We start from the raw sequence: 20,931 nt of genomic DNA, 5'->3' as shown, positions 1-20,931 counted from the left end.
GTCATGAAATTTTTGGTTTTTTTGGGCACCATTCGCGACAGTACACCGCCCCGGCCGGCCCGATTGGGTTTACGCGTGGCCCGAGCGAGCCTTGATTGTTTACAAAGCCGCTATAGTGAACATGAATTTGAATTAATCGATGCGTTAGATTACCCACCCGAGCCCGTATTCAAACCTCATTTTGCCTATGCAAAAAGCAACGTTCCCCCAGCGTTAAGTGAATTGGCTGATAAAATCGAACAAGCTGATGGTTATATTATGGTGAGCCCCGAATACAACCATTCAATGAGCCCGGCACTAGCACATTTGCTTAATCACTTTGGCAGCTCATTATATTCTTACAAACCCAGCGCCATCGTAACCTATTCGGCGGGCCAGTGGGGCGGTATGCGCGCAGCAGTGGGAATGCGCACCTTTTTATCAGAGTTAGGCTGTTTACCTGTGTCGGCAATGGTGCATATTCCTAATGCTGAACAGGTTTTCAACGAAGCTGGCGCGGTCGAGACCAATGAAGACAGTGACCGGTGGTTTAATTACATGGGCCGTACCTTCTGCCAATTAATATGGTGGGCCCAGGCTACACTTAACCATCGGCAAGAGGTCGATCCTCACGCCCAAATCAAGACTTTCAATTCGACGCCGTCGCAGCGTAATGCGCCTTAAGGCTAAACCTATCAATGATTACTTTTCACAATAGCATTCGACGATAATAGCAAACATGTATACTTCGTCTGCTTCACCCATCCGCCAGGTAGCCATTGTGACCGGAGCCTCCCGCGGTATTGGCGCGGCCACCGCGCAGCTGCTTGCCCGCCAGCAATTTGCGGTGTGCGTGAATTACCGATCTAATCACGAGGCGGCCCACAATGTGGTGGCCAGTATCCGCCAGCATGGTGGCCAGGCGATCAGTTACCAGGCTGATGTTACCGACGAAAATCAGGTTGCAGCGCTGTTTGAAGAAACCCGAAATACCTTCGGTGAGGTTACCCATCTGGTCAATAACGCAGGCGTATTACAGCGGCAGACGCGCCTGGAAAATATCGATTCCGACCGCTTTCAAAATATTTTGTTAGGCAATGTAATGGGAACGTTTTTATGTTGCAGGGCTTTTATACGGCAGGCCGCCAAAGGCGCAGCAATTGTAAATGTTTCTTCCGCCGCGGCCAGAACCGGCGCGCCATTAGAATACATTGATTATGCCGCCGCCAAAGGCGCCATTGATAGTTTAACCAAAGGCTTATCGGTGGAACTGGCGGCGCGCAATATCAGAGTGAACGCCGTACGCCCTGGTTTTATACATACCGATATGCACCGTGACGGGGGCGAACCTGAACGGGTCAGCCGACTGGCACCAAGTATCCCTTTAAAGCGAGGCGGTACTGCTGAAGAAGTTGCCCAGGCTATCTACTGGTTACTGTCACAGGAGGCGTCCTATGTTACAGGCTCGTTTATCGATATTGCCGGCGGCCGTTGAGCCGTTCTCTTTAACCACTGTGTAACGCTACCGGCGGCGATATCCGCCTGGTACATAGTCAGTAAACGCTACCTCAGGTACGCTTTACGCTCGTTTCCCCCCCATGCCGAGTTTTCTTTCATTCGTTGTAAAGTATCCTTGCGCGCAGCCGATACGCAGGCGCAATCTCATTAAACCTCCTGATTGTTGAGTTATTGCCTATACTCTCAATGCAGTGCGGCCACCTCGGTTTATCGCGGCTTACGCTAAACACCTTATTTTTGTTTACTATCATGGCTATACAATCAATGAAAAAAAACCTATCACTTACCTTCAAGCTTATGTCGGTTGTAGGGATATTATTTATTTTACTGGCAACCGTATTTATTTTTGTCAGTTATTTTTTACTTAATAATGCCGAAGACAAAATCACCCGCCATGTAAGCAGCGAGGTCCAGTCGCAAATCGAGGCTACGGTGTCCGCTAAAGCCGCTCAATATGCTGCCCAAACACAGTCACTTATTAGTACAGCCCATCAAATACCTAATACGCTGGCTACACAGCTATCTGCCAGTATTGAAGCGGCTGACACCCACTCACTAACCCGCGAACAAACCCAACGCATAGTGGGAAGTTTGTTGAAGACCGGGGTGACTTCCAGCATGTATGCTCAATTCGAAACAAACCTTTTTGATAACCGGGCAAACGACTACCGCAATGGCGCGAGTCATTCGGTGCCAGGGACCGGTAGCCTGGAAGTGTATTTTATACGTAATCCTGATGGCAGCATTCAGCAGGTGCCCATTGATGATGCCAGCGCCAAGCATGACACCACGTTAGATGAATTCGGGTTTCGTGCGTCACAGTGGTATTTATGTAATAAAGAAAAAATGAAACCGTGTATTTCCAATCCCTACCAGTTTGAAATACGACCTGGTTATGAAGAGCTTATGACCAGCCTTACGGTGCCGGTTATTGCCAATGGCCAATTTCGCGGGGTCGTCGGCACTGACCTTAATCTGCCCATATTACAAGAGCAGGCAAAGGTGCTTAAGGCGTCATTATATGGCGGCCAGGCCAATGTTTATGTGGTGAGCCAGAATGGTCTGGTAGTGGCGGCAACCAGTGCGGCTGATAAGCTTGCGCGCCCCTTTAAAGAAATATTTTCTACGGGCACCCAAAGTCAGGATATCTTAACCGCAGCAGAGACCAGTGCCTCTGTGCTTATTGAAGATATGCTATATGTTACCCGTCCAATTGCTCTTCCATTACCGGGCGTACAATGGCACATGGTAGTGGGCGTAGATGTAAACGCAGCGCTAGCACCAGTGCAGACGATTGAACAGATGATAGCCGCAGCTATCACCTCGCTCCTTACCACGCAATTCCTGGTCGCGCTGTGCTCAACACTTATTGCGCTAACCCTTATTTATTTGTTTACCCGGAGTATTATTCTGCCAGTTAAACAGGTGGCCGACCGGATGGAACAATTAGCGGGTCAAGGTGGTGATTTAACCCAGAATATTCAGATAGATTCTCACGCCGAACTCATTCAGCTAAGCCAGGCGTTTAACCACTTTAAAGAAAAAGTCCGTGAGTTACTGGAACAGGCTAAGACATCTTGCACCCAGGTTATTGGCTTAAGTGAACAAACCCAGCACCACGCTACCAGTACTAATAAGCAAATTCAGGTGCAGCAGGCGGAAATAGACAGTGTGGTAACCGCTATTACCGAGATGTCGCAAACCGCCCAGGAAGTTGCGCGCACGGCGGCTAATGCGGCCGACAATGCAGACAATGCCAATCAGTCAGTACGCCATACAGAACAGGAAATTTCTGAGGCGGCAACCACTGTGACAGCGTTATCAGCTGAAATGCGCACTGCTTCTGGCGCAGTCTCGGCGGTATCCGAACGTAGCGCTGACATTAAAAAAATTCTTGATGTGATTGATGCTATCGCTGACCAAACCAACCTGTTAGCACTGAATGCGGCAATAGAAGCCGCGCGGGCCGGTGAAAACGGCCGAGGGTTTAGCGTAGTAGCGGACGAGGTGCGTTCGCTGGCATCAAAAACGGCTGATTCTGTAGGCGAGATTGGCCGCGTGATCACCGCCTTGCAAAGCGAAGTTGAGAACACCGTCAGTATTATCAAAAACGGCAACGACAAGGCCGAAGCGGCCTCGCTTAGCTCGCAATCTGCATTGGAAAAAATGCAAACAACCGTGACCCAAATTGATGAAATAAGCCAACGGATGACGCAGATGGCCGCTGCTGCTGAAGAGCAAAGCCAGGTGAGCGAGGAGTTAAACCGTAACATGGTGATTATTGGCAATGCTACCGAAGAAGTGTCGCAAAACTCGCAGGCCTCAGCGCAAAGCTCGCAAGATATCTATAACGCGATAAACACACTAAACGCAGTACTGGCGAAACTAAAAACCCGTTAGCCGGGGCCCTTGGTGGGGCCGGGCTGCCTGAGCAACCCGGCCTCAGTGCCTATATCACTGCGAGGGTAGCTTATTGCATGCAGTTAAGTTTAGGTGGTGGTGTAGCCTCAACGAATTAGCGAAATGAATAATTTGGTGCCCCACCCTATTGTCATCCAAATCGAATAACCACGGTTGGGTTTTGGTGATAATCTGCGAGCAAAACGAGACAACGATATATCCTTTTACATTTACACGCTGGCACTGCCTTTTTTTGTATGTACTATGACCAGTAAAGTGGTTGCAAATATCGGCAAAAACGCTATGCGCTCATACATTCTGCTTACCTTATTAAGCTCGCTCTATATTATTCTTTACCTGTTATATCAGTATTTTACCACTGGCATTGAAGGGCATTACTTGTTTAACAATAAGGCGCTACCGTATTTTTCTAATAGTTGGGGGCTGATACTTATTCCCTTGGTAACGCTTAGCATGACGCTGTGGATCAACCAGCAATATAGCCCTGCGCACAAGACCTATCCAGGTGCAGTGTGGCGAGCACTGGTGATGGCCGGCACCGGCGCTGCGATAGTGTCCCTCGCGTTTTTCGGTGGCTACGCCGGGTTGGTATCAATGTTTTCCCTGCCTGTAATGTTGCTGCTAGGCATGCTTTTACCCACGTACCGCCCTGCTTATTTATTAGGTTATTACCTGGTATCCACAATAGGTTTTGGCGCGGTCATCCCACTGATTGGCACAGCTATGTTAGGGCTAACCGGGCTAATAGGTTTTAAACTACTTCGCCCATTACTCCTGTATCCGTTTACCTCACAACACCGTTAGCGCCGCTTGATGCTCGGCTAAGACAATGCGTGCCTAACACTTATGGCCCATTATCTTAAAGTGGCCCACCACCGTGTAGCCTGTTAAGGGTACTAAAATGACAGTACATTGATTTCAGTATGGCTTAGCTGGTTAGCCAGCCCTTGCTGATACAAAGAAACGATGGCCTCGGTCCTATTATATTCATCCACTGTAATGTGGCGCTCAATATGCTTAATAAAACCCTCCCAGGCTTGTGCATACCGGCTATCAAATGCTTCTTTACCTTACTTTTTGGTGCGTTTTCCAACCCGGTGCGGCACAAAAAATAATTCACCCTGTAGTTTTCCTTTGGGCTTATTCTCCTGAGATTTAATGTCCGCGGCGCCAGTGAAGAGTTCACGAGTCAGACTATTTTTTAACAGCGTCTGCAAATCAAGCAGCAGCTATTTTATTACCGGCAAAAGCCAGTACCCAGGTTTCACCATCGGTAGGCAGGCTGGCTGGCTGGCTGGCTGGCAAGACCAGTGTATTCGACAACCTTGTCTTAGCACACCAGCGCTTCGCAAAAGCTTGGTTAGCCGAGCTAGTTAGTCCTATTACGCGATATGGCACGGCGCGGGCTCGTTTTTGCTACATAAGCAAATGCGCACGATCATACGCCGTTTTACTGAAGGCACTGGTTAACACAATAGTACGTACCTGGTCGTAAAGATGTCTCGCACAAACTCATCCAATACAAAAGATGTTATAAAGAATGGCGAAAATTCAGTAGCCAGTGCTGGGTGGCTTCACTAAATACTGCATTGCTCGCGCAGCGCAGCTAATTATCATAAATCGAAGAATTGCTTTTGCGTGGGGGAAGCTGGTCTATCACGCTGCAGTGGCTGGCTTTGCCCACCGCAATGGGTAAATGACTGGCCATTGGCAAATAGCCAGTCTTTGCTCGCCAGCCTTTAGCTGAGGATGATGCGAAGCGCTTACCGTGGCCATGCCCTACACGGGTATCATGCCCTACACGAGTATAATGCCCTACCCATTACCCCCTGGAAAAACCACCAGTAACCCATTTTTCTCCGGTCAATGCACAACTGATATTATTCGCCGAAAACTAAATCGATTGACCTGTAACATCGCCTCGCCATCTTCCTGCCTATCTTTATTCATTGTCTTTTGCACAATCCTGGCTTGGCTTATATCGGTTTTGTTCACCCATATATCGATGGTAGTCATGGTATTTTCGTAAGCCATAAAAACGCCGTCAGTAGACAAAAGTGAGGGTTTATTATGGCGTCGGCGCTTTGGCTTTATTGGCTAATCTGCAGCATATTCTTGAAAAGGCCGACATCAAACTGACTCATTTTCAAGCTATTGCGGGCACTATACGCTGACCCCAAAAAGCGTGACCCCGGCCCGTTATAGGTGGGGTAAGGTGCGGGTTTGCATTAACCTGAATATCGTCCATTTACCGCTTCGACGCGCTTTTGGCTGGCTTATAGGTCACATAGTTTGTTACATCTATTTGCGCAGGACGTATTGTTTTAACCAAACCGGTTGCTATAGTTTTCCCCTGTGTAGCATTACACCTGCCGGTAAATTGATTGACCTACCTATAAGGAATTCAACATGGAAGAAGTAATTAGCGGCGTATTTAAAGGGTTCGGCATATTACTGTTAGATTTTATCTTTTGGCATGTCTGTTACCGGGTAGGTTTGCCGGTGTGTAAACTTGTTACGCTGGGTCGCTACCCGTCTCCATCAGCCGTGCCGCACCAGCGTCGTCCCCAGGGCGTGGTCTGTGGAATAACCGGCTTACTGGTTATAATAGGTGTGTTTTTTGTGCTTATCACTTACGTCTAACCACTGCTTTGCCATTGCTGGGCGTGCCTTGTCCTTGCTGGCCGGCCCAACACGACAGCGGCTGTGTAAGCAGAGTCGATGCGCTGTGTATTAAGCCGGCTAGCCGAGAGAGGGGCCGCTTGGCACAGTCGTCACCAAACCGCCATCTTCCTGCAATAATTTTTTCACTAAACCTTCAATAATTGTCCAACCCTGCGTCATATAACGACTGCATACTTCCCCGCGCTTTAATCATTATAATTTTAAAACCGGGAAACACACATGAAGCTTCAAACACAACGGAACATCCTATCGGGTGCGATTCTGCTCGCCCTTAGTAATCAGGCAATGGCAGTAGCACAGCCGGCGCCAGCCAATGATGTTATTGAAGAAGTCACTGTAGTTGGCCGAAGCGTCTCGTATGCTAATAACGCAGTAAGCAGTGAAATGATTAATCAGCAAAGTGCAATGACCAGCGCGCTGGCCGTGATTGACAATTTGCCGGGCGTATTGATAAACGAAGGCGATACGTTTGGCTCAGACGATTGGTCGACCACAGTGTCTATCCGGGGTTTTCAGCTTAGTTTGGATGAGCAACAGATAGGTATCACTATTGATGGTATTGCCAATGGTAATTCAAACTATGGGGGCGGCTCGAAAGCCAACCGCTATATTGACACCGAAAACCTCGGCACCGTAGAAGTTTCGCAGGGGACGGCGGATGTGGCCTCTCGCTCCAATGAGGCTTTAGGCGGAACGCTGAACTTCACCACCATGGATCCGGGCACCGAACAGCGTTTAACCGTTAGCCTGACCGGTGGTGACTTTGATGCGCAGAAATATTTTGCACGCTTTGAAACCGGTGAAATAGCCAAAAACACCTATGCCTGGATAAGCCTTTCAAGTTCAGCCAATTCTGACTGGATTCAGCAAGTAGCCGATAACGAGCACGATCATCTAGCGGGCAAAATTATCAGTAAACTGGGTGCGGTGGACGTAACAGCTTATGCTTCTTATGATGATGCAATAGAAGCCAATTATCAGCGAATTAGTTTGGAGCAGTTCGCTGAGGATCCTAGCTGGGACCGGTTAATTGGGCAGGTTACTGACGTGCCTTATATTAATCAGGTTTATCGGAATGGTTGGCAAACCCATCGCGAAAACGTATTTACTTACCTGCAGGGTGATTATGCCGTAGACAGCCTGGAAGTAACGGCCAATGCCTATTACCACCACAATGAAGGTCACGGCGACTGGGTGCCACCCTATGTGGTAGATGTTAACGATGACGGTATGTCTGCCAATAGTGAGTTAGTGTCAGGTACCACCTATTATGGCGGGGAAGCGCTTGGTAGGTTGTATTATGTGGATAGCACGGGCAATACACTATCACCCAACGCTGGCTGCGCTTCCAGCTTAACTTTCCCTTATGGCGGCGCAGGCGCCGAATACGATCCGGCATGCTACGCGGCGGGTGCAGTACCGGTAGCTTCGTACCGGCACACCCACTATGGAAAAGATCGGGTCGGCCTCAACGCTGACTTCACCTGGTATGCCCAAATTGGCGAATTTAATAATACCTTGCGTGGCGGCTTTTGGTATGAAGATTACGAGCGTGAAGAATGGCGGGACTGGCATCGTCAAATAGATCCACGAGTATCGGCAAACTTCGACAACACACCTTATTGGGTACAGTACAGCCGGGAATTCTTCGTGGATACCACTATGTTTTATCTGGAAGATGAAATCGATTTTGAGGTTGCTCGCCTACGCTTAGGTGCAAAAAAGTTCCTGGTTGACCTGGAGGCGCAGGATGTCTTTGGCGAGCGTAATAACATTAGTGTGGACTCTGATTCCGATACCCTGCTTAGTGCCGGTATTGTGGTGCCGGTAGGGGCATCCCTGGAAGTGTTTGCCGGTTATGCAGAAAACTTTGCGGCCATCAAAGACACTGTGTTAGAGCGTGATGCATCTGCCCTTGAAAGTATTGAACCGGAAACCGCAGAAAATATAGATCTGGGGCTTCGCTATGATACTGACAGATTCTCTGCCAGTCTGACTTACTACGATATTACCTTTGATAACCGACTTACCTTTATTGCGCCTGATTCGCCAGATGGTATTGATTTTCTCATTGGCACCAGTGGGCAGTTTGTCAATGTAGGTGGCATTGAATCCAGCGGTATTGAAGCGTCAGCTACCTGGTATGTTTCTAATCAATGGTCGGTGTACGCTTCTTATACCAACAACGACTCTACCTATACTGGCGAGCTGAGTGACTTTCCCAGTGGCAACACGGTATACGGTTCTGCCGAAGACCTGTTAGTCGTGAGCGTGGACTGGGCCAAAGAAAACTACTTTGCCGGACTGTCCGGTAAGTATGTGGGTGAGCGCTATATGGATGCTCTGAACACCCAGCGGGTAGATGATTACACTACCTATGACTTTTATGCCGGTGTGTCGTTGAGCGCCCCGGTAGAAGGCATACAGCAGATGGACCTACGCGTCACCGTTAATAATATCACTGATGAAAGCTACATTGGCGGTATCTCTGGTCAGGCCGGCTGGATTGGTGCGCCACGTACCGCTGCGGTTAACCTTAAATTAGCGTTTTAGCTTTTTGAATGTTGGCGGCACCAGGACCAGCAGTCATTGTCTTGGTGCCGCTATTGTTTCCCTAAAAGGAGAAAAAGCAATGCGCCGATTTATCTTATGCCTGATGTTATTGGCCCCGCACGCTGCCTATAGCGCGCAGAATGTGATTGTAGTGACGCTGGACGGGGTGCGGTGGCAAGAGGTATACCGCGGCCTTGATACCCGCTTGATATCCTCCGATAACGTTACGAATAAAGCTCAACTACTGGCCGACTTCGACGCGCCAGACAACCAGCAAAAAGCCCGTAAACTTATGCCCTTTGTTTGGCAGACTATGGCTACCGAAGGCGTGCTGCTTGGTAATCAGGATGTTGGCTCTACAATGCAGGTAAGCAACAACTGGTATATTTCCTACCCCGGATACAATGAACTGATTACCGGACGGGCAGACAATCGCATAGACAGTAATACGCCGCGGGCTAACCCGAACATCAGTTTTTTCGAATGGCTGCAGCAACGCCCGGGTTTTGCTCAACCGTTTGGGGTATTCGCCAGCTGGGACGTATTTCCGGCCATATTTAACCGGGCGCGCAGTGGGTTACATATTAATGCCGGGTTTACGCCGGGTTCTCTGGACACCCCCGCAGAAGCCCTACTCAATACATTGCAACAGCAAATACCCAGCCCTTGGGAACATGTCAGGCTCGATGCCTTTACCTATCATTATGCACTGCAATATTTACGCACCAACCAACCCAGGCTGTTATACATTGGCTTAGGGGAAAGTGATGACTTTGCCCATGACGGTAATTATGAGCAGTATATACGTTCAATCCATCGCAGTGATGCGCTGCTCAAGGCCTTATGGCAAAGCATTCAAAGCCTGCCCGGGTATCACAACCAAACCGCCTTGCTGGTCACAACTGATCATGGGCGAGGTGCTACGCTGGAAGACTGGCAGCACCATAGCTCGCGCCAGGCCATTGCCAAACAGGCCCCTGAATTGCTGCCCAGCGCGCCCCAGGGAATTACCGGCAGCCAGTATATTTGGCTGGCCGCAATAGGCAAAGACATTGCTTCTGGCGGGGTGGTCAAGGGCCCAGGCAAACCCGCCACACTGGCCCAGGTAGCCGCCACTGTTTTACAACTGTTAGGCCAACAGCCCAGTGAATATCATTCAGATATCGCCCCGCCTATGCAATCTGTGCTGGCCACCACATTACAGGAACCAACCCAATGAACCATGCTTTACTGTGGCTGTTAGTTACCGGGACGCTTTTATTTAGCCCCATAAGCGCTGCTCAGACCAACGCTGCCCCACCCCCAAAAAGCGCCCTGGCACCGGGCAAGATTCTGTTTGGCTCGTGCAGTCATCAGGCTAAAACCATGCCTATCCTGAAGGCCATAAATGCCGAGCAAGCTGATGTATTTTTATTTTTAGGCGACAATATTTACGGCGATACCGAAGATATGCATGTCCTCAATACAAAATATCAGCAGCTAAAAGCGCAACCCGGATTCCAGACTCTGCTGGATAACCATCAGATTATGGCCATCTGGGACGATCATGATTTTGGGGTCAATGATGGCGGGCGGGAATATCCCCAAAAAGAAGCGTCACGGCAGCTGATGCTCGATTTTTTTAATGTGGCAGCCGACGCGCCCCGCCGCCATCGCCAGGACGGTATTTATACAGCCCGTCGCTTTGGAGACGATGCCCATTCGGTCAATATCATCATGCCTGATTTACGCTGGAACCGTCCGCCAATTAACCAGGTATCGCGTGCTGAGTATTTACAACAACGTAAGCCGGCTAATCAGGGCCCTTACGCGGTACACCAGGATCCTACGGCCAGTATGCTGGGCGAAGCGCAGTGGCAATGGCTGGAAACTGAATTGAAAAAACCCGCCAAAATAAAAATCATTGCTTCCAGTCTGCAATTATTACCTGAGTTTACCGGCTGGGAAGCCTGGGCTAACTTTCCCTACGATCGCCAGCGGTTATTACAGTTTATCGCGCAACATAATATAACCGGGGTCGTGATAGTAAGCGGCGATACCCATTGGGGCGAAGTATCCCGGGTGGCCAGAGCGAGCGACACCACCTTACCCTATCCGTTGTGGGAGGTCACCAGCTCCGGGCTGACCGAAGAATGGAAACATATAAGTCCCAACCGGCACAGGGTAAGCGATGCCACGCATGAGGTGAACTATGGGTTCATTACCATTGATTGGCAACAACCTGACCCGGCAATCTCTTTGGGCCTTAAAGACGTGAACGGTGATATGGTCACCCAACGAACGCTTACCCTCAGTGAGTTACAGCCTTGAGCGAAGACTAGCGTAAAGAACACTGCCCTGAACCATGAAAACGGCTTTGAGCGAGTACTGGCTTGCACAGGCATAGTGTCAAGCGCGGTTGATACAGGGTCTCAGTACAGGGGCGTACCGGCTTACCCCGTGTTGTGCTATTGCTGTGGGCACCTTGGTCGCTTTATGGTGGCCCACTACCCTTACCGCGGCCACTTTGTTTGCTATCTCTTTTACCCAGCCCCATCAATAGGCTACTCTGGCACTGCTTTCACCTTTGCCCCAGGCTAGATGACAAGTACCGCAAATTAGCGTACAAAAAAGGCGGAATTTTGCTTACCGCACCTGCTATGGAACAAAATCTGCCATGAAGCTAACTATTGATGTGATAAACGCGTTTACCGAAACCCAGTTCGGCGGCAATCCAGCAGCAGTGGTAATAACCGATGACTGGCTGGCCGACCCCCTAATGCAGCGTATAGCTGCGCAAAATAATCTTTCAGAAACTGCCTTTGTGGTCCCCCTTGACCAGCCTGAAGCTGGCCTCCCATCAACCACACAATATGCAATTCGTTGGTTTTCACCTATCACAGAAATAGATTTTTGCGGGCATGCTACCTTAGCTGCCGCGTTTGTGTTGTTCAACCGCCGCCCACCGGCAAATGCGCTTGATAGCCATAGCGCAGTGTGCCCTAGCACCCTGACGATGCATGCCCGCGCAGTCGGCAGCTTGCATCTTCAATACAGCGGCGACGGTACCATTGAAATGGATTTTCCACGGCGCGATCCTGTGGTGCCCGAGCGGGTACCCGCTGCGCTGATGCGCGGGTTATCTTTACCCCCTCAAACGGTATTGCAAAATGCTCAGGCTTATATAGCGGTGTATTCCAGCGCACAGGAAATTCTGGAGGTTACGCAAGATATTAATCAAATCAAACAGCTAGCCCCTTACGACGTAGTAATCACTGCACCGGGCGATACCACCGATTTTGTATCCCGCTATTTCTGGCCCGCGAACGGGACTGAAGAAGATCCGGTAACCGGCTCTATACATACAGGATTAGCGCCGTATTGGGCCCAGCGGCTGGGTCAATCGGAGCTAACGGCTTACCAAGCATCTTTACGAGGTGGCATGCTTTATTGCCGGGTAACAGAGACGCGTGTTTACATCAGTGGCAAAGCGGTCCAGTATCTGCACGGACAAATTATTATCTAGCACCCTAACCATTAGCGTGCCCCCTGCCCGGAATGGGTCTTTTGCTACAGCAGGCATTAGCGCTCCTATTTATTTATAACGAGAACTCCATGAAAAAAGTCAGCCTGTTTGTTGATGTGCAAAATGTGTATTACACCACCCGCAGCAGTTATCGTAAAAACTTCGACTATAATCGGTTTTGGGCTGAGGTAAGCGAATACGGCGATATTACTCACGCTTTCGCCTATGCCATTGACCGCGGCGATGAAAAGCAAATGCAGTTTCAGAATATTCTGCGGGCCATTGGTTTCGAAGTGAAATTAAAACCATTTATCCAACGGGCAGACGGCTCTGCTAAAGGGGACTGGGACGTCGGTATTACGGTAGATATTATGGAGTACGCAGCACAAAGCGACTTGGTGGTATTGGTATCTGGTGATGGCGACTTTGACATTCTGGTCGATCGGGTCCAGCAAAAATATGGCGTCGATGTGGCCGTTTATGGCGTACCAGAGCTTACTGCCGCCAGTTTGCAACAGGCCGCTAGCCGTTACTACCCGATTGGCCCTGATTTACTATTGTAGCCAAGGGAAGTATATCCCTCTTTAACGCTTATCAGGTATTTTGTATGCTGTTAAAGAAACTCACATAAAAGGCATTACGCCATTTATGGTTATACCAACCTCATCAGGGAGATGCCATGCACTGGTATATTAAAGTACTTAAACACTATGCAGTATTTACCGGGCGGGCCCGGCGCGAAGAGTACTGGATGTTTTTCTTATTTAATCTGATTATCGGCTTTGTGCTGACATTATTTGAAAGGGTGCTTGGCGTCGATCCTTTTTTAAGTGGCCTTTATAATCTTGCCATTTTTATTCCGTTTTTAGCTGTCACCGTGCGCAGGTTACACGATACCGACCGTAGTGGCTGGTGGTGGTTTATTGTCATGATACCCCTGCTCGGCGCGCTGATTCTTTTCGTGTTCACTCTGTTAGACAGCACGCCCGGCAGGAATGTCTATGGCGATAACCCCAAAAACGTGAACGAATGAAACGCCCCGTGCTGTGGGCGTTGTTTATCTGCTAAACGCGCCCTATTGATTGCATTCACCAAACCCATTTCCACCACAAAAATAATAGCAAAAAACCAAATAAATAGATTAGCCCAAGATAGCTAAATAGGGTGAGCAATGGGCCAGATTTCAGTTCATCGGCTAAGGGGGCGCGCCGAACTAACCGATGGTTTAACCAGGCGAACATGGGGGTAGTAACGAAGGCCAGAGTCATAGCGAAGCTTAACATGGCCAGTAGTGCCGATTTAAAAAACAACACGATGCTAAAGCTTATTACTGCCACGCCAATCAGGGTTTTCGTAAACACCGCCGAAGATGCCGCGGCTGAGCCTTTGAACAACATAATAGCTTCAGCTACGGCTCTGGAATAGCCATCGTAAACGGTAAGTGCTGAACCAAAAATACATAAAAATGCAATGAGTGCGATAAGCCAGCGCGACCACTCGCCTATCGTATTGGCGTATAAATCAACCAACTGCTGAGCAAAACCGATACTGCCACTGGCTAGGTTTTGCCCGCTACCGTGCAATACCAGTGCGCCCAGCGCCAAAAATACCAGCGCCAAAAGCATGGTGGTGAAATACCCCAGGTTGAAGTCAAACAGCGCCGAGCGCGGCGTAACTGCGGTATCCTTACATTGGCGTTTTAACCACAGTGAAGTAATTGCTGAAATTTCAATAGGCGCCGGCATCCATCCCATTATAACCACCAAAAAACCGATACTGGCCATTGTCCATGGCGAAGGTGACACATAATCATCCGGCGCCACCGGCCCATTACTGATTGCCACCAGGGTAGCCGTGACGGTGGCGACCACCAACAGCACCATAATCACTTTGGCCACATTATCCAGCGCAGCAAAATGACCCGCTAACAAAATAAACAGAATAGCCGCCAGTACAATGCCCGCTAGCGCCGCCATCGGCAATGCCACTGGCATAAAGTAACCCAGCAAACTAGCTGCAAACATCAGCAAAGCTGCCGCATTAACTACCGCCGAAATACAATTTAGCCCTAGTGCTACACCCAAATAGCCTTTACCCATATCGCGATAGCCGGTTTGCAAGGTTTGCCCGGTACTGATGGTATAGCTTACCCCCGCTCTGAAAAATGGGTATTTAAGCAAGTTAACCAGTAGCACCAGTAACGCCAGTTGCCAGCCATAGTTTGCCCCCGCCTGGGTAGAAGCTACCAGATGGCTACCGCCAATGGCAGCGGTGGCCATGAGTACGCCGGGGCCAAGCAAACGTATAATACTGCGAAGCGTTGTGGCCGAACCACCTACTGCTTTTTCCACCACCGATTCCTTTTCCAGCTGCTGTTTATTTATATAAAGACCGCTAAGCATTACACTTACTGCCCTGCGGTTCAATTACCTTCAGCAAAAGCCTATCGCAGGCGTATAATCATTAACCAGCAACCACTCATTACGCTTGCACTCAGACTTGCTTTCTGACCATGACTAAGGCAAAAATAGACAGGGAAGTAACCATTGGCAACGCACTCTTTGAGCCCGCGGTTGTCACCATGCTTTACTACCCGCGTTAGGCGCAAATTATGCTCTGGCATCGCGGCCCAACAGTAGAGGACCGCGGTAGGGTTAAAGCAATCTTTACGGCTACTTTTAGGGCTGGCACACTTTGATGAACAGCAGTGCCTGGTGCTGGCCTATGCGTTATATCCAAGCCCACCCATCCGTATAAAGGGGCCACAAGGGGGCCGATAGTGCCCGTTACAAATAGCCAGAAGCACAGGGAGAGGCAAGGTGGCTGAACGCCAATCGATAAAAAAGCCCCTGGTAGCGCGGCTAAACAGAGCCGGGCAAGGTGTACGTAGTGCCCCGATAGCGGCAAGGAGGTTTAGATGTATCAACCAAGAACGGTGACCTCACATCCGTCGTGGCGAGATAGCGACGGCGTAAAGCTTTATGCGATTGCTTCACAACACCGTAGTGTCAATGTGGACCGGTTTTATCCGCAATTAGCTACGATGAAGCAGGCAGTGTAGGGTAATTGGCTTAGCACCGCGGCGTTCGCTATTTTACATGCTGGCGAGGGGGCAGATTATTTAGTATTAGCATGGTGGGGTAACGATAATGAGCTATTTACTCAGGTCGCCGTGCATACCGGCGCCGACTGGGTTATTGATGCCAGCCGTTTCTCCTTTTGTTTATACGATATGAGCGTAATGTGGCAAGAGCGCGCCGCCTATATTAAAACAATGGATTGCGCCGCGCCTTCCTTAGCGGCTTATCAGGCCTGCCGGGGATAAACTGACCGAAATACTATGCTGGCGACAGGACTGGGGACTTGGGTTCAACTGGCAGGCGTCCCGGCCAACACTATCAATATAACCGATTGAGCTAAACAGTATGGGGGTTGTGCCAACTACACATCAGTTGAACAATATTCCCCCCATTACCATTGTCACTGAATGCGACCGTTTCGCCTTCAGTCAACCATCAACCTGATACACCAAGATTAATGAGCAAACATACCACGGTGCGGGCCGTCACTCCCGAAGATACAGCGGCAATAACCGCCATATACAACCACTATATTCAAACTTCATTGGCCACCTTTGAAGAGCAACCTGTTACTACCGAAGATATGGCCCAGCGTATAGCTACCTGTTCGGCCAATGGCTATCCCTGGCTGGTAGCAGTAAGCCAGGGGGTGATCACCGGTTATGCGTATGCCGGCGTGTGGAAAGCCCGTTCAGCGTACCGTTTTACCAGTGAAATAACGGTTTACCTGCACCCTCAATACTACCGGACAGGAAACGGAACAGCGTTGTATTCAGCACTTTTTGAAGCCCTCAGAGCAACCCCTGTACGAACCGTCATTGCGGTCATTACGCTACCTAATGAGGCCAGTGTAGCCCTGCACGAAAAATTTGCTATGCACAAGGTAGCGCATTTTGCCCAAGTCGGGTTCAAGTTCAATCAATGGCAAGATGTGGGGTACTGGCAGGGAGCGCTTTGATACCCTTTTGCTGAAGGTTTCAAAACCCTCAGGTTTGCGCTATGGTGATGTATTGAATCCTGCCTGGTGGGGCCAAACAATGAAGGTTTACGGCGACATTGTTTCGGGTAATTGCTACAAAGTTAAACTGGTATTGGCCATGCTGGGGATTTCGCACGACTGGATTCACATTGATATTATGGCGGGCGAGACAACCAACAGCGCCTTTTTAAAGCGCCATCCCTTGGGTAAAATTCCGTTGCTTGAAACACCCTCAGGTGAGTTTCTAAGCGAATCAAATGCAATAATCAATTATCTGGCCGCTGGCACGCCGCTGGTAGGGCAGAACGCATTTAGCTACGCCAAAATCCAACAATGGCAGTTTTTTGAGCAGTACAGCCACGAACCTTACATAGCCGTTGCCCGGTTTATTAATAAATACCTGGGTTGTCCTACCGATCGTCAGCAGGAATTTGCCGCGAAACAAGCCGGCGGGCACCGCGCGTTAGGTTATATGGATCAGCAACTATCTATGACCCCATTTTTAACCGGCGCAGTATTTACCACAGCAGATATTGCGCTTTACGCTTACACCCATGTGGCACACGAGGGTGGTTTTGCCTTGTCCGGCTACCCGGCGCTGGGCCGCTGGTTGTCCCTGGTTGCCGCGCAACCCGGCTATATCAGTATGCACGACGCCGCTCGGGCGCAGGGTATAACGCTTTAATGAGGTAATATATTATGCAAAAAGTTACTGGTATTGGCGGACTGTTCTTTCGTTCAGAAACGCCCCGTGAACTGGCTACGTGGTATCACACACATTTGGGTATTAGTACCGTGCCTGACAACTACGATGACCCCGGATGGCAGCAACAAGCCGGCACCACCGTGTTTGCTCCGTTTGAACAAACCAGTGACTATTTTGGCAACCCCGATAAAGTCTGGATGATTAATTTCCGGGTAGACGATCTCAACGCGATGGTACAACAGTTAAGAAACGCGGGTATTGAGGTCACTGTAGATGAGCAAACCTATCCCAACGGCCGGTTTGCTCGCTTAACAGACCCTGAAGGCAACCCTATTGAACTGTGGGAACCGGCTACAGATATGCGCTGAAACGGCCGCGCTCGCGGGTTACTTTCGACTTACAAAACAACAGCAAGGAACACCATGAACCACCCTATGACCTGCGAATGTGGCCATTTGCAAGGCTACGTCGTCCCTGGTGGGACCTGTAGCCGGGTATTATGCTACTGCAAAGACTGTCAGGCATTTGCTTATTATCTCAACCGGCAAGATACGGTACTTAATGTCCAAGGCGGAACGCATTTAGTGCAGCTTTCGCCGCATCGAGTGGTATTTACTCAGGGGCAGCAGCAACTGGCCTCAATCCGCTTAAGTCCTAATGGTTTGATACGCTGGTATGCGAGCTGCTGTAACACCCCGGTGGGGAATACATTGTCTACCCCCACGGTAGCCTTTGTAGGTCTGGTTGATAACATCCTGAATACTGCTGCCATACCAAACGATTTTCCCGGTAAAATGGCCGTGGTACATACCGACTCAGCGCAGGGCAGTCCTAAGCCCACCCCCAAGGGTCTACCGGGTACCGTCTGGCGGTTTACTAAGTTAGCCGTGAAAGGTCGCTTTTCAAAACACCATCAACAATCGCCGTTTTTTAACGATGCTGGTCAACCCATCGTGGAGCCTCAGGTGTTGGATCATACCCAGCGCCAGGCCTTGTTACCCTACCGGCGTTAGCTTAACGCCAATATAACGGGCCCGATGGGACCAGGGCGATAGGATAACCAACAGGGTATTTCACCCGGTAGATTGATTCCCCTTATAAGGCTGTGCCAAACTACCGCCTTACCGTATAACGTGATTGCTTGCGCCACGCCAGCCATACGGCTGATGGCGCTACATCCTTGTTGGCATAAAAGCAAAATGAAAAGACGCCCCATATCCTGTTTTTTGATTGTTCGCAATGAAGCGGATCGTATCGAGGCTTGTCTGCAGGGACTGGCTGGCTGGGTCGACCAGCTAATTATTCTGGACTCTGGCAGCACTGATAATACAGCTCAGTTATGCCGACAATACACCGATGAAGTGTATATTACGGACTGGCCGGGCTATGGGCCGCAGCGTAATCGGGCGCTGGCTAAATGTCAGCACGAATGGGTACTTAACCTGGATGCCGACGAAAATATTACCGACGATCTGAAAGCAGAGATTGATACGGTTTTAAGCGAACCAGATTTAGACGCCAATATTCTGCGTTTACCCTGGCAGACCTATTTGTTTGGTAAGCCACTAAACCACGGCCGTTACTCTACTGCGCAAGGTAAATTATTCCTGAATAAAGATGGCGCGCAATTCAAAAATTCGCAGGTTCATGAAGTATTACAAATAGCCAATCCAAAGGCGCGCACGTTACGGCATCCGCTCAAACATTACAGTTGGCGAACGTATCAGCATTTGCAGGAAAAACACCTTAAATATGCGTGTATTCTGGCACAAGAAAAGCACGCCAGAGGCAAAACCGGCTCACTTCCTTATGCTGCTTTACGCTTTGTAACGGACTTTTTGCAGCAATATGTACTGCGTGGCGGCTTTTTAGACGGTAAACAGGGCTTTTTTATGGCAATGGTGTTAGGTCAATACGCGTTTCACAAATACGCTGCCCTGGCCGCCTTGCAAATGCAACAGGATGCCGATAATACGCCGTCCAGAGAGACCTCATCATGAGCACCCCCATCAGTGTGTTTTTGATCACCTGCAATGAGCAGGAAACCTTACCCGCAGTATTGCGGTCAGTGAGCATGTTCGCCGAAATTATCGTGGTGGATTCGGGCTCGCAAGATCGTACCACCGCAATAGCGCAAGAATTCGGGGCCAAAGTTATACACCAGCCTTGGCTTGGGTTTGCCCGGCAAAAAGCATTTGCTATGCAAGCCTGTACGCATAATTGGTGTTTTAATATTGATGGCGATGAAGTAGTACCTGAAGCCGTCGCCAAAAGCATTCAACAGCAGGTGGATGCCAATGAGGCTAACGGTTTACGGGTATATTTTGAAGACTTTTTTATGGGCCAACCTATGCATCGGTCCTCGCATAAACGGTCTATCGTCAGAGTATTTAAACAGGATAAAACCCGCTACCCGCAAGATCGGCTGGTTCACGAAAATGTTACGGTGGACGGCCCTACACAAAAAGTCCCCGGCACCATAATTCATTATGGCTATGACGATGTGGCCACCTATATGGAAAAGCAAAATCGATATTCTTCTTTAAGCGCCCAGGAAAAGTTTAACCGACAAAAGCCTTATTCTTTGGCCAAGCTAATGTTGGTATTTCCATTAATGTTTTTTAAAGAGTACGTATTACGCAAACAGTTCTTATCTGGGGCCCGTGGGTTGGTACACGCGACTATTGACGCCATGTATGCGTTTTTGAAGGAAGCCAAATTATATGAGCTGCACCGCCGTCAGAAACACAAATAATCGCGGTCCCGTGCCTGTCTTCTTAACCTACCTATTCACCTAAAGTTCAGTTTTCCGTTTCCGGTTATTAGGCTACCTTTGTGACTATCAGGATCGTTACACCGGCTAAGGCTATAAAAGGTCAACAGCACTATTGGGTGTAGACAGAACAGGACGTCTGGGAATGGATATCAATAGAAGTGTTGTGATCAGTGGCCCCCGGGCTAAGCAATCGCGTTTATTGTTGCTCGCTCTTGGGCCGTGCTCCCTTATCGTTGTTATGGGGTGGATTATGCAGTCAACATTGTTTATTTGGGTCGCCTTGATACCGGCGGTAGCAGCAATTGCGCTTAGTCGGGTGATAGATAAACCCACGGTGCCGCGCCTGCTAAGCCCGTGGGACAATTTATTTATTGACGGTGACGATTTGATAATAGGCGACTATCGCTTCCCTGTTGAAAACATACCAGAGATAGTAATGGGGCGCTGTGAGGATACAGCCTGGCTGCAAATTCCTGTGCAAAACGCTGGTGGTAGTTTACCGCGGGTCACTTTTTCTTCGGTTTATTGCCCGGCTGTAGAAGCATTTGTACGGATGAGATTGCCAGTGGCAACATTTCAGGTACTCCACTGATATTTCTCATAATGTTGCAACTGTGTAAAAATAACATTGGGTGTTGGGTACACTAGAACACCTTGGTTTACCCGCTCTTGGACGCCTATCTATATAGACTTTAGGCGTATATGTGACGAATAAATGAACTTTTTACT

21 protein-coding genes are annotated in these 20,931 nt (G+C 49.3%); 19 read left to right on the top strand and 2 right to left on the bottom strand.

The window, feature by feature from the left end; all coding sequences use genetic code 11:
* The first annotated feature begins 3 nt into the window (after positions 1–3).
* The 4 genes from D0Y50_RS02270 to D0Y50_RS02255 all read left to right on the top strand — a co-directional run bounded on the left by D0Y50_RS02270 (position 4) and on the right by D0Y50_RS02255 (position 4,722).
* Positions 4–663 (top strand): NADPH-dependent FMN reductase, encoded by a 660-nt coding sequence (locus D0Y50_RS02270; RefSeq protein ID WP_108565591.1) that lies wholly within the window; start codon positions 4–6, stop codon positions 661–663.
* A gap of 79 nt (positions 664–742) precedes the next feature.
* Positions 743–1,474, top strand: a complete 732-nt coding sequence (locus D0Y50_RS02265) for an SDR family oxidoreductase (RefSeq protein WP_108565831.1) — start codon at positions 743–745, stop codon at positions 1,472–1,474.
* Between the two features lie 287 nt (positions 1,475–1,761).
* Positions 1,762–3,897: a methyl-accepting chemotaxis protein gene (locus tag D0Y50_RS02260; protein WP_108565592.1), complete on the top strand. Its 2,136-nt coding sequence runs from the start codon at positions 1,762–1,764 to the stop codon at positions 3,895–3,897.
* Between the two features lie 264 nt (positions 3,898–4,161).
* Positions 4,162–4,722: a hypothetical protein gene (locus tag D0Y50_RS02255; RefSeq protein ID WP_108565593.1), complete on the top strand. Its 561-nt coding sequence runs from the start codon at positions 4,162–4,164 to the stop codon at positions 4,720–4,722.
* A 1,059-nt stretch (positions 4,723–5,781) separates the two neighbouring features.
* Here the strand turns inward: D0Y50_RS02255 and D0Y50_RS19675 are convergent.
* Positions 5,782–5,952, bottom strand: a complete 171-nt coding sequence (locus D0Y50_RS19675) for a hypothetical protein (RefSeq protein WP_232366429.1) — start codon at positions 5,950–5,952, stop codon at positions 5,782–5,784.
* 375 nt (positions 5,953–6,327) lie between these two features.
* Between D0Y50_RS19675 and D0Y50_RS02245 the strand changes: the two genes are divergently transcribed.
* From D0Y50_RS02245 to D0Y50_RS02215, 7 genes are all read left to right on the top strand, one after another.
* Entirely contained in the window at positions 6,328–6,561 is a 234-nt protein-coding gene (locus tag D0Y50_RS02245; protein ID WP_108565594.1) for a hypothetical protein, read from the top strand.
* Between the two features lie 261 nt (positions 6,562–6,822).
* The gene (locus D0Y50_RS02240) at positions 6,823–9,156 is read left to right on the top strand and encodes a TonB-dependent receptor domain-containing protein (RefSeq protein WP_108565595.1); all 2,334 of its coding nucleotides are present in this window, start codon (positions 6,823–6,825) and stop codon (positions 9,154–9,156) included.
* A gap of 79 nt (positions 9,157–9,235) precedes the next feature.
* On the top strand, positions 9,236–10,375 hold the full coding sequence (locus tag D0Y50_RS02235; RefSeq protein WP_108565596.1) for an alkaline phosphatase family protein: 1,140 nt from the start codon (positions 9,236–9,238) through the stop codon (positions 10,373–10,375).
* Positions 10,372–11,466, top strand: a complete 1,095-nt coding sequence (locus D0Y50_RS02230; RefSeq protein ID WP_108565597.1) for an alkaline phosphatase D family protein — start codon at positions 10,372–10,374, stop codon at positions 11,464–11,466. The genes D0Y50_RS02235 and D0Y50_RS02230 overlap by 4 nt, the downstream gene beginning before the upstream one ends.
* A gap of 346 nt (positions 11,467–11,812) precedes the next feature.
* On the top strand, positions 11,813–12,661 hold the full coding sequence (locus D0Y50_RS02225) for a PhzF family phenazine biosynthesis protein (protein WP_108565598.1): 849 nt from the start codon (positions 11,813–11,815) through the stop codon (positions 12,659–12,661).
* Between the two features lie 89 nt (positions 12,662–12,750).
* Positions 12,751–13,224: an NYN domain-containing protein gene (locus D0Y50_RS02220; protein WP_117315275.1), complete on the top strand. Its 474-nt coding sequence runs from the start codon at positions 12,751–12,753 to the stop codon at positions 13,222–13,224.
* A gap of 116 nt (positions 13,225–13,340) precedes the next feature.
* Positions 13,341–13,694, top strand: a complete 354-nt coding sequence (locus tag D0Y50_RS02215; protein ID WP_108565600.1) for a DUF805 domain-containing protein — start codon at positions 13,341–13,343, stop codon at positions 13,692–13,694.
* A gap of 55 nt (positions 13,695–13,749) precedes the next feature.
* Here D0Y50_RS02215 and D0Y50_RS02210 read toward each other — a convergent pair whose 3' ends face one another.
* Positions 13,750–14,940, bottom strand: coding sequence for an NRAMP family divalent metal transporter (locus tag D0Y50_RS02210; RefSeq protein WP_232366497.1), 1,191 nt, complete (start codon positions 14,938–14,940; stop codon positions 13,750–13,752).
* Between the two features lie 638 nt (positions 14,941–15,578).
* Between D0Y50_RS02210 and D0Y50_RS19615 the strand changes: the two genes are divergently transcribed.
* The 8 genes from D0Y50_RS19615 to D0Y50_RS02170 all read left to right on the top strand — a co-directional run bounded on the left by D0Y50_RS19615 (position 15,579) and on the right by D0Y50_RS02170 (position 20,794).
* The gene (locus D0Y50_RS19615) at positions 15,579–15,722 is read left to right on the top strand and encodes a hypothetical protein (protein ID WP_218023551.1); all 144 of its coding nucleotides are present in this window, start codon (positions 15,579–15,581) and stop codon (positions 15,720–15,722) included.
* Positions 15,723–16,198: 476 nt separating this feature from the next.
* Positions 16,199–16,699, top strand: coding sequence for a GNAT family N-acetyltransferase (locus D0Y50_RS02200; RefSeq protein WP_108565602.1), 501 nt, complete (start codon positions 16,199–16,201; stop codon positions 16,697–16,699).
* A 79-nt stretch (positions 16,700–16,778) separates the two neighbouring features.
* The gene (locus tag D0Y50_RS02195) at positions 16,779–17,405 is read left to right on the top strand and encodes a glutathione S-transferase family protein (RefSeq protein WP_117318605.1); all 627 of its coding nucleotides are present in this window, start codon (positions 16,779–16,781) and stop codon (positions 17,403–17,405) included.
* A 14-nt stretch (positions 17,406–17,419) separates the two neighbouring features.
* The gene (locus tag D0Y50_RS02190; RefSeq protein ID WP_117315273.1) at positions 17,420–17,794 is read left to right on the top strand and encodes a VOC family protein; all 375 of its coding nucleotides are present in this window, start codon (positions 17,420–17,422) and stop codon (positions 17,792–17,794) included.
* A gap of 54 nt (positions 17,795–17,848) precedes the next feature.
* The gene (locus D0Y50_RS02185) at positions 17,849–18,439 is read left to right on the top strand and encodes a DUF6151 family protein (protein WP_108565604.1); all 591 of its coding nucleotides are present in this window, start codon (positions 17,849–17,851) and stop codon (positions 18,437–18,439) included.
* 186 nt (positions 18,440–18,625) lie between these two features.
* Positions 18,626–19,426 (top strand): glycosyltransferase family 2 protein, encoded by an 801-nt coding sequence (locus D0Y50_RS02180; protein ID WP_117318603.1) that lies wholly within the window; start codon positions 18,626–18,628, stop codon positions 19,424–19,426.
* Positions 19,423–20,181 (top strand): glycosyltransferase family 2 protein, encoded by a 759-nt coding sequence (locus tag D0Y50_RS02175; RefSeq protein ID WP_232366427.1) that lies wholly within the window; start codon positions 19,423–19,425, stop codon positions 20,179–20,181. The genes D0Y50_RS02180 and D0Y50_RS02175 overlap by 4 nt, the downstream gene beginning before the upstream one ends.
* 163 nt (positions 20,182–20,344) lie before the next feature.
* Entirely contained in the window at positions 20,345–20,794 is a 450-nt protein-coding gene (locus D0Y50_RS02170) for a hypothetical protein (RefSeq protein ID WP_117315271.1), read from the top strand.
* Positions 20,795–20,931 lie beyond the last annotated feature (137 nt).

The sequence above is a fragment of the Salinimonas sediminis genome (assembly GCF_003429285.1).
Taxonomy (GTDB): Bacteria; Pseudomonadota; Gammaproteobacteria; order Enterobacterales; family Alteromonadaceae; genus Alteromonas; species Alteromonas indica.
Note: the sequence above shows the minus strand (reverse complement) of the source record. Positions and strands in the feature narration are given on the sequence as shown.